This window comes from Pararhodobacter zhoushanensis (assembly GCF_025949695.1).
GTDB classification, from domain to species: Bacteria; Pseudomonadota; Alphaproteobacteria; order Rhodobacterales; family Rhodobacteraceae; genus Pararhodobacter; species Pararhodobacter zhoushanensis_A.
Genome location: NZ_JAPDFL010000001.1, coordinates 4,122,718 through 4,135,560, shown reverse-complemented (window position 1 = coordinate 4,135,560; position 12,843 = coordinate 4,122,718). Strand labels below are relative to the sequence as shown.

General features: G+C 66.2%; 13 protein-coding genes. 2 read left to right on the top strand and 11 right to left on the bottom strand.

What is annotated here, in order from left to right:
* Positions 1-11: 11 nt before the first annotated feature.
* The 3 genes from OKW52_RS20600 to OKW52_RS20590 all read right to left on the bottom strand — a co-directional run bounded on the left by OKW52_RS20600 (position 12) and on the right by OKW52_RS20590 (position 2,747).
* The gene (locus OKW52_RS20600) at positions 12-1,301 is read right to left on the bottom strand and encodes an ABC transporter substrate-binding protein (protein ID WP_264507370.1); all 1,290 of its coding nucleotides are present in this window, start codon (positions 1,299-1,301) and stop codon (positions 12-14) included.
* Positions 1,302-1,377: 76 nt separating this feature from the next.
* The gene (locus tag OKW52_RS20595) at positions 1,378-2,196 is read right to left on the bottom strand and encodes an SDR family NAD(P)-dependent oxidoreductase (protein WP_264507369.1); all 819 of its coding nucleotides are present in this window, start codon (positions 2,194-2,196) and stop codon (positions 1,378-1,380) included.
* 35 nt (positions 2,197-2,231) lie between these two features.
* Positions 2,232-2,747: a 2,4'-dihydroxyacetophenone dioxygenase family protein gene (locus OKW52_RS20590; RefSeq protein WP_107751125.1), complete on the bottom strand. Its 516-nt coding sequence runs from the start codon at positions 2,745-2,747 to the stop codon at positions 2,232-2,234.
* A 249-nt stretch (positions 2,748-2,996) separates the two neighbouring features.
* Here OKW52_RS20590 and OKW52_RS20585 point away from each other — a divergent pair, with 249 nt between their 5' ends.
* Complete coding sequence (locus OKW52_RS20585) at positions 2,997-4,601, top strand: XylR N-terminal domain-containing protein (RefSeq protein ID WP_264507368.1); 1,605 nt, start codon at positions 2,997-2,999, stop codon at positions 4,599-4,601.
* A gap of 567 nt (positions 4,602-5,168) precedes the next feature.
* Here OKW52_RS20585 and OKW52_RS20580 read toward each other — a convergent pair.
* From OKW52_RS20580 to OKW52_RS20545, 8 genes are all read right to left on the bottom strand, one after another.
* On the bottom strand, positions 5,169-6,248 hold the full coding sequence (locus OKW52_RS20580) for a PLP-dependent cysteine synthase family protein (RefSeq protein ID WP_264507367.1): 1,080 nt from the start codon (positions 6,246-6,248) through the stop codon (positions 5,169-5,171).
* 253 nt (positions 6,249-6,501) lie between these two features.
* Positions 6,502-7,173, bottom strand: coding sequence for an aspartate/glutamate racemase family protein (locus OKW52_RS20575; protein WP_264507366.1), 672 nt, complete (start codon positions 7,171-7,173; stop codon positions 6,502-6,504).
* Position 7,174: 1 nt separating this feature from the next.
* Complete coding sequence (locus OKW52_RS20570; RefSeq protein WP_264507365.1) at positions 7,175-8,476, bottom strand: TRAP transporter large permease; 1,302 nt, start codon at positions 8,474-8,476, stop codon at positions 7,175-7,177.
* Entirely contained in the window at positions 8,473-9,030 is a 558-nt protein-coding gene (locus tag OKW52_RS20565) for a TRAP transporter small permease subunit (protein WP_264507364.1), read from the bottom strand. Before OKW52_RS20565 ends, OKW52_RS20570 begins: the two co-directional genes overlap by 4 nt.
* Before the next feature lie 20 nt (positions 9,031-9,050).
* Positions 9,051-10,079 carry a TRAP transporter substrate-binding protein gene (locus OKW52_RS20560; RefSeq protein ID WP_264507363.1) on the bottom strand — a complete coding sequence of 343 codons (1,029 nt, stop codon included), beginning with the start codon at positions 10,077-10,079 and terminating at the stop codon, positions 9,051-9,053.
* Positions 10,080-10,265: 186 nt separating this feature from the next.
* A complete protein-coding gene (locus OKW52_RS20555; RefSeq protein ID WP_264507362.1) occupies positions 10,266-11,099 on the bottom strand; it encodes a MurR/RpiR family transcriptional regulator in 834 nt (277 codons plus the stop codon).
* Between the two features lie 88 nt (positions 11,100-11,187).
* Positions 11,188-11,514: a hypothetical protein gene (locus OKW52_RS20550; RefSeq protein WP_264507361.1), complete on the bottom strand. Its 327-nt coding sequence runs from the start codon at positions 11,512-11,514 to the stop codon at positions 11,188-11,190.
* Positions 11,515-11,583: 69 nt separating this feature from the next.
* Positions 11,584-12,282, bottom strand: a complete 699-nt coding sequence (locus tag OKW52_RS20545) for an SGNH/GDSL hydrolase family protein (protein ID WP_264507360.1) — start codon at positions 12,280-12,282, stop codon at positions 11,584-11,586.
* Positions 12,283-12,366: 84 nt separating this feature from the next.
* Between OKW52_RS20545 and OKW52_RS20540 the strand changes: the two genes are divergently transcribed.
* The gene (locus OKW52_RS20540; RefSeq protein WP_264507359.1) at positions 12,367-12,762 is read left to right on the top strand and encodes a rhodanese-like domain-containing protein; all 396 of its coding nucleotides are present in this window, start codon (positions 12,367-12,369) and stop codon (positions 12,760-12,762) included.
* The last annotated feature ends 81 nt before the right edge of the window (positions 12,763-12,843 follow it).

Genomic DNA, 12,843 nt, shown 5'->3' with positions numbered 1-12,843 from the left:
GTTCTATGACCTCAGACCGACCAGGGCAGCGGAACCATCGCCTGTTCCGGTTCGAACAGGGGATTGACGGTGTTGTCCACGATCTTCAGCTCGAAAGGCCAGCGCTCGCCGCGCACCCACTGACCGCCGAAGATCGGCGTGGTGGACACGTTCGGATGCGGCCCGGAACCGAAATCGACCGGCCCGATGAGCGTCTGCATCGACGTAGCGCGCAGGGCGTCGCGGTTCGCCGCGCGGTCCAGCGGGTTGGTCGAGCGCTTCAACGCGTCGATGGCGACTTCCCAGATCGCGTGGCTGTAGCCCAAGGGCTGCGTCCATTGACGACCGGTCTCGGTCTCCCAGGCATCGGCGACGGCGCGGCTGGTCTGGCCGGTGATCGACGACTGGAACGGGAAGGCGGGCGTCCACCAAACCTCGGACGACATGCCCTCGCCCAGATCCCCCAGCGCCTCGATCCCCGAGGGGAAGAGCAGCGCCGCGGCGACGGTGATCGCCTTCGGATGGAAGCCCTGTTGCGCACATTGGTTCACAAAGGTGGTCAGGTCGTCCACATAGGTGATGCCGCCAACGATATCCGCCTCGAAATTCTTGAAGGACGAGATGATCGCCGAGAAGTCATTGGTGCGCGGCTGGAAGAAGCCCGGCATGTTGGTCTGGAACCCGGCTGCTTGCGTGGGCGAGGGCAGGCCGTAATCGGTGTTGCCCCAGGTCTCGCCATCGGCGTTCTGCGGGAACAGCATGCCGACATTGCGGTTTGTCTCCAGGCTGTTCCAGAGGCCCACGAAGGTGTTGAGCGCCTCGTCGAGACCCCAGAAGAAGTGGTAGGTCCACTCGAAGGGCTGTTCGCCGCCGCCGCGCGGAAAGACGATGGCCTGCCACGGCGCCGCGGTCGAAAGGCAGGGCACGCCATAGAGTTCCGCCTGATCCGCCGCCGGGTTGATGATGTCGGTGGTCGACGCGGGCAGCAGCATGTGCACCTCGTCGTTCAGGATCAGGTTCGCCGCGACTTCGGCGGCGCGGTTCGGGTCGGACTGGCCGTCACGCACCAGGATCTCCAGATCGTAGGTGCCCGCCGCCGTCTCGATGCGCCCGCCGAGCGCCTCGCGGATGCGGTCCACGGTGAAGCCGTCGGTCTCGCCGAACAGCGCCAGCGGTCCGGTGGCCGGGGTGATGAAACCGACCTTGATGGTGCCCGCGCTCTGGGCGCGAACGATGGATGGGGCCGACAGGGCCGCAACGCTGGCCCCCATCCCCTGCAACACGGTCCGCCGCGACGGCGTCCAGATCTTCGACTTGCTCATTCCATTTCCTCCCTGGGAAAAAGCTGATCTGTGGTTGGCGCGGCGCCTCCTCGGTCCCCGCGCGGTGCAGTCGGGATCACCCCCTGAGCGAGGATCCCCCGTCGATCGTCATCTGCGCCCCGGTCACATAGGCCGAGGCCGGCGAGGCGAGATACAGCGCAAGGCCCTTGATCTCGTCCGGATCCGCGATCCGCCCGAGCAGCGATTGCGCCTCGAACGCCGCGCGATCGGCGGGGTTCTTGAGCCGTCCACCGCCGATGTTGGTCGCAAAAGGCCCCGGCGAGATGCAGTTCACCAGAATCCCGAAGGCGCCCAGTTCCATCGCCGCGTTCCGCACGAGGTGATCGACCCCGGCCTTGGCAGGCATGTAGGGGGTGCCGACGAAGCTCTCGTTCACCCGTGCCGCGACGGACGAGGTGACGATGATCCGCCCGCCGCCCGTGGCCTTCATGTGCCGTGCCGCGTGGCGGATGGTCTGGAACACCGCCGTCAGGTTCACCGCGATCACGCGGTCCCAGTGATCCTCGGGCATGGCGTCGATCTGGCCATGGGGGTCGCGCGCGCCCTCGGGCGTCAGGAAGCCGGGACCGGCGTCGACGCCCGCATTGGCAAAGACAACGTCGATGCGGCCGTGTTTGTCCGCCACCGCATCGAAGGCCTCGGCCAGGGCCTTGCGGTCGCTGACATCCAGCCTGCGTGCCCAGACGGTGCCGGGCCAGTCCTGCGCGGCGATTTCGGCCACGGTGCGGTCCAGCCCCGCCTGATCGAGATCCAGCACGCAGACCCGCGCGCCGCTCTCGACCATGATTTCGGCATAGGCCCGTCCGATCCCCGAGGCACCACCGGTCACGATCACCGACTTGCCCGCCACGTCGAACATCGTCTCCAGGGACATGCGCGTTCTCCTCCCCGTATCCATCCGAGCCGGGCTCAGATGAACATGTCCTTGTTGATCGCGATGCCATTGGCCTCGCAGTAACTGACGTAATGGTCGATGAACCAGAAGACGTCGGCGGTGAAATCGTACTTGCCGTTGTCGTCGAAGAACTCGATCGCCCCGTTGAGCCAGAACAGCGCCTTCATGCCGTTCGGGTCATCGGAATAGAGCGTGTGGGCCGTGCCCGGCAGCTCGTAGACGAAATCACCCGGACGGGCGACCCAGTCGTATTCGTAATAGCCCCACGACCCCTCCAACGTGACCGCCGAGACGACGCCGCGATGCTTGTGGGTGCCGATCCGCCCGCCACCCTTCACCCACAGGATGTTTGCGGCCGTGTTGGTGCGCACGTCGAATGCAAGATGTTTGATCGCCGCCTGATCGCCGAAAGGCACCCAGGGGTTGTTCGCGTCGTCGCCGGGGATGAAGGCGCCTTCCTTGCCGAAGCGGCGAATCATCGCCTCATGCGGTTCGGGTGGCAGGGCGGTGATGAATTCGGGTTTGGGCATCTGGTCCTCCTCTGACCTTGCCGATGGGATGCCTTTATCCGACAGGTCGCCCTCGGAATCGGTCAAACGGAAAAAACGCGCCGCCGCTTGCGGTTTGAGCATCACTGCGCGCAAAGGCTTGCCAGAAAGGCAGAATTTAATCCGGGAAGGGGGCCGAGGCTGTGCAGAAGCCCGCTCCAGTCCCCGGCTTTCTGCGGTGCCGCGTCATCATTTGATGACAGATGGTTAATGATATGATGAAGTGACCCCATGAAGACCGATAGCGCCCAGAATGATCTGCTGACCCGTGGTGGGCGTCCGACGCTGCGCGACCTGCTCGACCTGCTGGAATTCAGCCCGGCCAAGGGCACGATTCTGCTCAATGGCGAGCGGATGCTGCTGACCCGTGCAAGCCTCGGCGCGGACATCCGCGACCAGCTGATCCGCCGCTATTCCGAGCATGAGGCGATGGTGCTGATGTTGCGGCTGGGCTTCCGCGCCGGGCGCGAAGACGCGGAGTTCATCCGCAAGTCCTGGCCCACCCTGGACCCCGGCGATGCCTTCACGGCTGGCACGCGGCTGCACATGGTCACCGGGACGGTGAAGGTCGAAACCCTCTCCAACGATTTCGACTTCGCCAACGACCGTTTTTCCGGCGATTTTCTCTGGCACGAATCGGTCGAGGCATCCGCCTATCACCGCTCGCACGGGCGGGCGACGAAGCCTGTCTGCTGGATGCAGACGGGCTATGCCGCGGGCTATGCCAGCGTCTTCTTCCGCAAACTGGTGATCTACAAGGAGATCAGCTGCTCGGCCATGGGCCACAAATCCTGCCGCGTGGTCGGCAAGACCGTGGACGGCTGGGGCCGCGACGATCCCTTTGTGCGGATGTTTCTGGAAGAGGTGCTGGGCAACACAAGCGAGCCCACGCTTGCCCCGACCCGCGTGCTGCGCCCCACCGTGCCCGAGGATCTGGACGCGCTGATCGTTGCCCCTGTGCGCGACCGGCTGGAGATCCTCGCGCGGTCCGGCGCGCCGGCCCTCATCACCGGGCCTTCGGGCGCCGGGCTGCGATCCGCGGCGCGCTGGCTCCACCGGCAACGCGCGGCCGAGACCGGCTTCACCGTCACCCATGCCCAAGCGGCCGAGTTGGGCGATCGGCTGGCCAGTCTGCGACAGACCCACGGTCTGCGGCGCAGCACCACGCCGCTGCTGGCGATTTCCGCCATCGAGACGTTGTCGGCCGACCGACAGTGGATGCTGCTTGATCTGCTGACGGCCGAGAAAGGCCGGCCACCGCAGGTGGTCGCCTTGGCCGGGTGCAGCACTGAGGCGTTGTTTTCCTTGCCCGATTTTCTGCCGGAATTGGCCCATGCCCTGAACGTGCTGCCGATTCAGATGCCCGCGCTCGCAGAGCGCCGCGCCGATATTCCGGCAATCGCACGCGGGTTGCTGCCAGCCATGGCCTCGGCCGAGGGCGCCGTAAGCCAGGTGTTGAGCGACGACGCGCTGGCCCGGCTGGCGCAGATCGACTTGCCGGGCAACATCCCGCAGCTGCGGACCCTGATCCGGCGTGCAGCGCTGTTGGCGGCGACACCCGGGATCATCCGGGGAGAGGACCTGGCGGCGGCGGAAGCCGTTGCCTCGCCCATGGCCGCAACCGTTGCCGGAACCGATCCGTGGAGCCGTGTTGCCGAGGAGTTCCGCGCTGGCAAGATCACCCTCGACAGCTTCAACGCGATGCTTCTTCGCGGTGCCCTGACCGACGCCGGCGGCAACATCGCGGCGGCCGCGCGCCTTCTTGGCCTTACGCGGCCGCAAATGGCCTACCGCCTCGCGCAGATCGGCGACGGGGCGACGGAGACGGGCGACTGACGCGCGCCGCGATTGCCGCAGGTGCCAACGCCTGAGCGCGATCGGGAATGACCGCACCCGGTCGAGCATGAAGACGCAAGAAGAGAGACGACCGAGACATCTCAGGTGCGTGCAAGTCTTCGACCTTTCGCGCTCTCGGCCCTTGCTGTCATTCGGCTTGCAATACTGACCCCTTATCGGGATGAACCCCACGGGCTGAACCATGCGAGGGTATCCGAGCTGAGCCGCTTTTCGGATGAGCAGGGTTTCGAATTCGTTGGGGGGCGGTCGCCGACGGCCGCGTCCCGTCGTTCCGAGTCGTAAACCCGCGCGGTGAACGCGGGCAAGCGCGCCGCCACATCGGCGACGCTCTCGTCGTCGCCCCTGTCGACCATCCCGCGGGCGCGGGTCGGCTGTCGTGACGCTGCTGAGCCGCTGGCGCATTAGAATGCGGCATGAGGTGGTGGCGAGGTCAGACCGTCTGGTCGCGCAGGCCTCGTCCCCCAGTGACGGGGGCGAGGGTCGCTTGGCCGAAAACGCTGTCTGGATGGGCCCTTCGCCGCACCAGTCCGCGGTTGCGTTGGGGCGTCAGCCCATCTGGTACCCCGGCGTTGACAGTGACAACGCGGATTCTTCGGCATCCATGTCTTCGGGAATGTCCGCGAACAGCGGCGTGGTAAGGTAACGCTCGCCGGTATCGGGCAGCATTGCCAGAATGACCGTCCCCGGTTCGGCTTTCTCGGCCAGCCCCATGGCAACGGCGAGGGTGGCACCGCCTGAAATCCCGGTCAGGATCCCTTCCCGCTGCGCCAGTTTCTTCGCCCAGGCGATGCCGTCGGCACCGGAAACCGGGATCAGCTGATCGTAGCCCCCGGTGTCGAGGCACTCTTGCAGCACCTTGGGGATGAAATCCGGCGTCCAGCCCTGAATGGGATGCGGCTCGAAGCTGGGGTGGCCCGTGGCAGGCCCGCCGTCCGCGCTGCGCTCTTGCGCCACGCCGCTGCCGACCAGCTGCGCATTGGACGGCTCGGTCAGGACAATCCGCGTTTCCGGCCGCTCTTTGCGCAACACGCGGGCAAGCCCGGTCACCGTGCCACCGGTGCCATAGCCCGAAACGACATAGTCCAGACGGTCCCCGGCAAAATCGGCGATGACCTCGCGCGCGGTGGTCGCTTCGTGGATGTCGGCATTGGCCGAGGTTTCAAACTGATGCGCCAGAAACCAGCCGTGTTGCGCGGCCAGCTCGACCGCTTTCAGATACATGCCGGTGCCTTTTTCGGCGCGCGGGGTCAGCACGACCTTTGCGCCCAGCATCCGCATCAACCGCCGCCGCTCGACCGAGAAACTCTCGGCCATGGTCACCACCAGCGGATAGCCCTTTTGCGCGCAGACCATCGCCAACCCGATGCCGGTGTTGCCGCTGGTCGCCTCGATCACCGTCTGACCGGGCTTGAGCGTGCCCGCGCGTTCCGCCGCCTCGATGATGTTGAGCGCCAGACGATCCTTGACCGAGGCCGCCGGATTGAAGGATTCCACCTTCACATAGACCCGAACACCTGCGGGCGCGATGTTGTTGATCCGCACGACGGGCGTGTCCCCGACCGTTTCAAGAATGCTGTCGTACAGGCGTCCGCGTCCTTTGGTCGAACGTATGGTTTTGGCGTCCATGAGTGCAGTCTCCTCGTCTCGATCAGCAAGGCCCATTGCCCGCTGTTTCCCGACTGTAGCCTGTGGGCGGCGAACTTGCTTGAGGGAGTTTTGAAGACGTCGTGCAGGAGGCCGTCATTTGCCGTATTTGCCCAACTGAGCGGGTTTGGGGCGACTTCCTGTCACATCCGGAACGGGTCGAGCAGACCCGCGATGCGCAGCAGGTAGCCGCGCTGGCTGATTCCGGTGCCCTGCAGCGCGTCTAAACCGGCGCTCAGGCCATCTTGGCGGCGATGCGGGAGGCCGCCTCGGCCCGGCGGATCGCGGCTTCGATGCCGTCGATGACCGGCAGGCCGTGGCGTTGCGACAGGCGCGCGGCGTGGCCGGTCAGCCCACCCGAGCCAAGGATAATCGCCTGCGCCCCGTCCTGATCCCGCGCGCGTACGATGGTGGCGTCGAGCCGCCTCAGCGCCTCGGGTTCGCCTGCAGCCGCTGCCGCGACGCCGATGCCCGCCGCGCGGACGCTGCACTGGCTGGCAGCACCCAGCCGCGCGACCAGAGCCTCGATCCCCGGCACCATCGCCTCGACCGTGGTCACGATGCTGAACCGCTGCGCAAGACTGCGGGCGGCGGCGACCGAAGCCTCGACCGCGTCAAGGATCGGGGCCTTCAGGAAGGCCCGCGCCGGGGCGATGGCGATGTCGTCGAAGCAGGCCATGACATAGGCGTCATAGCCCGGATGCTGCGCCAGCAGCGCCAGCGCCAGCGGCTCGGCCAGCGCGCGGTCGGCGGGGGTCTCGATGGCATGCGGGCTTCCCGCGGGCTGCACGGCAAAGCCGTTGCAGCCCGGGCCAAGGATGCGGTCCGCGCAGGCTTGCGTGCGGGCCGTGACCTCGGGGTTGCCGTTGGGATTGACGATCAGCAACCGTCTGGGCGTGTCGGTCATGTCAGCGACCGGACGCAAGGTCGGGCAGCAGCAGGGCGATGCCGGGCACAAGGATCAACAGACCGGCAAAGACGATCATGATCACCACAAACGGGACCGAGCCCCAGATCACATCGTTGAAATCCCCACCGCCCTTGCGCACGCCCTGCACCACGAACAGGTTCATGCCGACAGGCGGCGTGATCAGCCCGATCTCGCACATCACCACGACAAAGACGCCGAACCAGATGGGATCAATCCCCAGCGCCGTCACCATCGGCACAGCGATCGGCACGGTCAGCACCAGCATCGACATCGCGTCCATGAACATCCCGAGGATGACGTAGAAGACCACGAAGAGCAGGAGCAGCATGGTCGGGCTCAGGCCCAGCCCGGTGACCCAGCGCGTCACCGCCTGCGTGCCGCCGGTCATCGACAGCGTGACGTTGAGCAAGAGCGCGCAGACGATCACAAGGATCACCATCCCCGAGGTACGGGCGGACTGGACAAAGCAGGTCTCCAGCAAAGACCAGTTCAGGCGCTTGTTTCTCCAGACGAAAAAGAATGCGGCCATGACGCCGAGCGCGGCGCTTTCCGTCGGCGTCGCCAGCCCGCCATAGATCGACCCCATGACGATGCCGAAGATGATCGCGGGCGGCACCAGATGGCGCAGCAGGCGCAGCTTCTCGGCGCGGGGGACGGCGATGGCCTCGCTGTCGCGCCCGGCGTTGGGGTAGCTGATGGCAACGTAGAGCATGAACAGCAGGGTCAGCAGCACCCCCGGCAGCACCCCGGCAATGAACAGCTGTCCGACCGAGACATTGGCGAGCGAGCCATAGACCAGCAGGTTGACCGAAGGCGGGATCAGAATGCCCAGCGTGCCGCCCGCCGCCAAGGTGCCCAGCGAGGGGCGCACCGGGTAGTTACGCTCGCTGAGCGCGGGCAGGGCGATGGTGCCGACGGTCGCGGCGGTGGCCACCGACGAGCCCGAGGTCGCCGAAAACAGCGCGCAGGTGCCGATGTTGGTGTGCAACAGGCCGCCGGGCAACCGCCCCAGCCAGACCGCCAGCGCGTCGAACATCTTGTCGGCGATGCCGCCGCGCAGCAGCAGCTCGCCCAGCAGCATGAACAGCGGGATCGCGGTCATCACCGGGTTGTTCAGCGTCCCCCAGACCACGCCGCCCATGGTTTCGACCAGCGGCATGCCGTAAGCCATATAGCCGCCGATGCCGCCCACGGTCAGGATCGCCACGGCGACGGGCATGGACAGGAACATCAGGGCGAGCATGGCCAGAAAGCCAAGGGCAATGACGGTAATGCTCATGAGCGTTGCTCCAGATCGGACAGCTCGCTGGCCAGTTCATCCTCGACCGCGTCGGGGCCGAAGTCGGACAGCAAGGCATTGGTGTCTCGGCGCAGGGCCAGCAGAACGGCGCGCACGGCCAGCAGGACCGTTGCCAGCGTGAAGACGCCCATCGCCACCAGCCACGCGGTTTGCGGCCAGATCAGCGGGGTCATCCACGGGGTCTGCGCGACCGAGCCGAACATCTGCGTTTCAGCGACGGTGCGATAGGTGAAGGTCACCAGATAGAGCGACAGCGCGGCCAGAGACAGCGCCGCCAGCAGGTTCAGCGCGGCCTGCATCCCGCGCGGCATCCGCATGTGCAACAGGTTGATACGGATGTGACTTTGCTCGATGGCCGCGATGGTGAAACACAGCGGCGCACCGATGGCGATGGCGTAGCCTGACAGCTCATCCACCCCGGCAAGGGAATGGTTGAACAGCTTGCGCAGCACCGTCTCGACCGAGATGACGACGCAAAGCGCCGTCATCATCAGGCCGAAGGCCACCGCACACAGACGGGAATAGGTCTTCATGGCACCGCCCTTTCGTCAGATCACAGGCCGAGCTGGGTGCCGACCGTGGCCATCCAGTCCGCCTCGCAGGTCGGGTTGACCGCGTTGCACTGCGCAGTCCACGCGGGCAGAGAGCTGCCCACCAGCGCGCTGGCCACGGCAGCCAGATCGGCGTCCGAGATCGGCGCGGCGGTCAGGGTGTAGGGCGTGCCGTGGACGCAGGGTTGTTGACCGGTGTTGCAGTTCAGCGCGTCCTGATACAGCTCTTCGGAATACGTCCAGATCTGGTCGATCAGCCCGTCCATCGCCGTTTGCAGCTGCGTCTGCTGCTCGGGGCTCATCGCGGCCCAGCTGTCGTTGTTGATGACATAGCCGTTCATCGCCAGTTGCAGCGCAATCGGCAGCACGGTCGTCGTCACCTCGGGCCAGCCCGCCGAGTTGGCCGAGGCCGGGCCGGTGATCGCGCAATCCACCACACCGCGCGACAGCGACTGCTGCACCTCGCCGAAGGGCATCGGCACGCCGGTGGCCCCGAATTGCGCAACGAAGGCGGCGGCGGATTGATCACCGACGCGGACCTTCAGGCCCTCAAGATCGGCCAGCCCGGTGATTTCGGGGACGCAGAACAACACCTGCGGACCGGCGGGCCAGACACCCAGCACGCGGGCGTTGAAGCGGCTCTCGACGGCGGTGCTGACGGTGGGCAGGAAGGCTTCGGCATGGGCGCGGCCGCTGGCGTAATCGGGGTTCAGCCCGACCAGATCGAGGCCCAGCATCGTCGGCTCGTCCCGGCTGACCTGCGGACCGCGGAAGGACACGATGTCGAACAGGCCGGTGCGCACGACGCGCATACCGTCATTGTCGGGGATGCCCGCGACATCGACGGGCAGGTAATCGAACGTCGCATCCATGCCGCTGGCAGCGGCGAGGCCTTCAAAGAAGGGTTGCTCGACCTGTTGCTGGATCAGGCCCGAGCCAACGGGCTGGCCCAGAACGCGGAACGAGAGCGTGTCAGCCGAGGCGGCCCCGGCAAGGCAAAGGGCGGCGGAGGTCATAAGAACGGTGCGCATGAAGAATTCCTCTCTGTGGGGGCCGGACAGACCGGTTGAACCCGATTCCCGGTGCTTGCCATGAAAACACATTTTCACGATCACCGTGCCGACGTGATTCAATGAAAACATGTTTTCGCGTCCTGTCATCTGTTTTCGCACAGGACGAAAGCGATATTTCACCGCTCTGCGCAGAAGACAGGCGCTTTACAGCTCGCCCAGACGGTCGTTGAGCGCCTCAATCGCTGCCAGACGCGCGCGCCCGGCCTCACCGGCGGTGTCGATGGTGCGATTCGCTACGAGGTTCAGCAGGGCCATGACGCCGACATGGCTGAACAGCGGCCCCGACGATTCGGTCGCGCAGCGGAAATGCCAGGTGGCGGGGGCGTGGGTGGGCATGCTCTCGTCGGTGATGAAGGCCAGCTGCGCGCCGCTGCCTTCGATGGCCGCGAGCACGGGCTCCATCAGCGTCACGCGGCGGCGCAGGCCGAACAGGACGACCACATCGTCGGGGTGCAGCCCGGCCAGATTTTCCCCCATGGTCTGCCCGGCACCTGGCAGCGCCACGATACTCTCAACCACCTGAAGCAATTGCCATTGCAGATAATGCGCCAGCGGCGCGCCAACGCGAAAGCCGATCACCCAGACCTTGCGCGCGCTCAGCAGCGCCTCGGCCAGACGGTCGATGTCGGCCTCGTCGATCGCCTCGATGGTGCGCTGGATGTTGCGCATGTCCGTCTCGGCATAGGCTTGCGGCGCATGCGGGGCAGGAACCTTGACCGTGCCCAGATACAGCCGCGACCCGCTGTCCTTTTCCAGCCGCGCATGGCGGCGCGCCTCCTCATAGGATTTATAGCCCAGACGGCGGATGAATCGGCTGACCGTGGCGTTCGACACCTCGGCCAGATCGGCGAGTTCCGAGGCCGAATAGCTGGCCAGCTCGCCCGGGAAATTGCACACCAACTCGCCCAGCTTGCGCTCGGCGGGGTGCAGGTCGGGCAGGATCTTGCGAACGCGCGAAAGGAAGGGTCGGTCGGTCATGAGGCCCAGCGATGAAATTGCATTTTCATGCTAGGGTGGGGTGCGGCAAAGCTCCAGCGTTTTCCGCGCTGGCTGCGCGCCGATCGGATCAGTCGTTGAACGGCGTCATCTGCGCCACGATCACCGCGTTCTCGTCCAGCGCGCGCTGCATCAACGCGCGCTCTTCGGGGTCGATCTCGTCGCCCTGCTCTAGCCGTTCTTCCAGCGTGCCGTAGCCGGTGACGTCGAGCGGCGACATATCGGCCTGCTTGAGGATCGCCACGGTTTCGCGCACCGCTTCGGCCTCGTCCACGCCCGCCGCATAGCAGACCAGACCGGCGCCGGTGCTGCCCTTGGGCAAGCCGTCGCCTGCCGAGCGGCCAACCTCGACCAACAGGGTAAAGACCTTTTGCGGGCGTTTGGGTTTGTCGGTCATGGCGGGCACCTCGGGCTGTTCGGTTGGGGTGATACAGCCAACGGCGCGGCAGGGGAAGGTGGCGCGCTTTCAGGCGTGCAGGCGGATTTTCTCGGCCAGTTCGCGCGCCCAGAGCGCGTAAATCTGCGGGCCGGGGTGAAAGCCATCCTCGGCCAGCATCGCGGGCGTGAGGCGCGCGGGATCAAAGGGCAGATGATGCAGCGGACCGGTGGAATCCGCCGCCAGCGCCGCGTCGAACCGGCGGGCCTGCGCGCCCAGCACGTCGCGCAAGGGGCGGGGCAGCAGGGTGAACTGCTGCATCGGCGGCACGCCACAGCGCCAGACCTGCCGTGCGCCGTGGGTGACCAGGAGTTGCGACAGCGCGGCCTGCTGCCGCCGCCAGCGGCGCAAGGATACCTGACGGAGGACGTCATTGACCCCCGAGACCGTCACGGCAACGTCGAGGGGCCCCAGATCAAGGCCTTGTAAATGGTGTAAAACCTGCCCGCTCGTCGCACCGCTGCGCGCCTCAAGCCGCCACTGCACGGTGAAATCGCCCGCAAGTGCTGCGACCAGTTGCCCGGCCAGTGCCTGATCCTGCACGGCCACGCCAACCCCGGCGGCAGAGCTGTCGCCCGCGATCAGCAGGCGCAGGGTCGGGCCGCTGCCGGTGGTGCCCCGTCGCGGGCCTGCTGCCTCGGGCAGAACCAGCGCGCGGCGACGGACTGCAACGGCCTGCGCTAGCAGGACGGGCAGTAAGGCAAGGCGGACGGGCAGGCGCGAAAGCATGGTGGGGCCTCAGGGCGGGGGCTGGGAAATGCGCACTTGCGCGGTAGAAAGCGGCATGAAAGCCTGACGAAAAGGGAGAACGCCATGAAGAAAACCGCCGATATGGTCGCCGAGGCCAATCTCGTTGTAAACCACGCCCCCGCCGCCGATCTGCTGGCGGTGCATGGCGAAGAGGGCGTCACCTTTGTCGATCTGCGCGACCCGCGTGAACTGGAGCGCGAGGGGATGATCCCCGGCGCCTTTCACTGCCCGCGCGGGATGCTGGAATTCTGGGTCGATCCGACCAGCCCCTACGCCAAGCCGCAGTTCCAGACCGGCAACCGCATCGTGTTCTACTGTGCAAGCGGCTGGCGTTCTGCACTGTCGGCGCGGCTGGTGCAGGAAATGGGGCTGGAGAATGTGATGCACATCACCGACGGGTTCACCGGCTGGAAAGCCGCGGGCGGCCCGGTGGGCGACAAGCCGCAAAAGACCGGGTGAGCGCGCAAGCGACACTTGAACCGCGCACGCTGCCATTTGCGCATTTGGCAGGCAGGCGGTTTGACATTGTTGTCAATTTCC

Coding starts and splice junctions, on each gene's coding strand:
- OKW52_RS20600 (WP_264507370.1), bottom strand. CDS start 1,301: ATGAGCAAGTCGAAGATCTGGACGCCGTCGCGGCGGACCGTGTTGCAG.
- OKW52_RS20595 (WP_264507369.1), bottom strand. CDS start 2,196: ATGTCCCTGGAGACGATGTTCGACGTGGCGGGCAAGTCGGTGATCGTG.
- OKW52_RS20590 (WP_107751125.1), bottom strand. CDS start 2,747: ATGCCCAAACCCGAATTCATCACCGCCCTGCCACCCGAACCGCATGAG.
- OKW52_RS20585 (WP_264507368.1), top strand. CDS start 2,997: ATGAAGACCGATAGCGCCCAGAATGATCTGCTGACCCGTGGTGGGCGT.
- OKW52_RS20580 (WP_264507367.1), bottom strand. CDS start 6,248: ATGGACGCCAAAACCATACGTTCGACCAAAGGACGCGGACGCCTGTAC.
- OKW52_RS20575 (WP_264507366.1), bottom strand. CDS start 7,173: ATGACCGACACGCCCAGACGGTTGCTGATCGTCAATCCCAACGGCAAC.
- OKW52_RS20570 (WP_264507365.1), bottom strand. CDS start 8,476: ATGAGCATTACCGTCATTGCCCTTGGCTTTCTGGCCATGCTCGCCCTG.
- OKW52_RS20565 (WP_264507364.1), bottom strand. CDS start 9,030: ATGAAGACCTATTCCCGTCTGTGTGCGGTGGCCTTCGGCCTGATGATG.
- OKW52_RS20560 (WP_264507363.1), bottom strand. CDS start 10,079: ATGCGCACCGTTCTTATGACCTCCGCCGCCCTTTGCCTTGCCGGGGCC.
- OKW52_RS20555 (WP_264507362.1), bottom strand. CDS start 11,099: ATGACCGACCGACCCTTCCTTTCGCGCGTTCGCAAGATCCTGCCCGAC.
- OKW52_RS20550 (WP_264507361.1), bottom strand. CDS start 11,514: ATGACCGACAAACCCAAACGCCCGCAAAAGGTCTTTACCCTGTTGGTC.
- OKW52_RS20545 (WP_264507360.1), bottom strand. CDS start 12,282: ATGCTTTCGCGCCTGCCCGTCCGCCTTGCCTTACTGCCCGTCCTGCTA.
- OKW52_RS20540 (WP_264507359.1), top strand. CDS start 12,367: ATGAAGAAAACCGCCGATATGGTCGCCGAGGCCAATCTCGTTGTAAAC.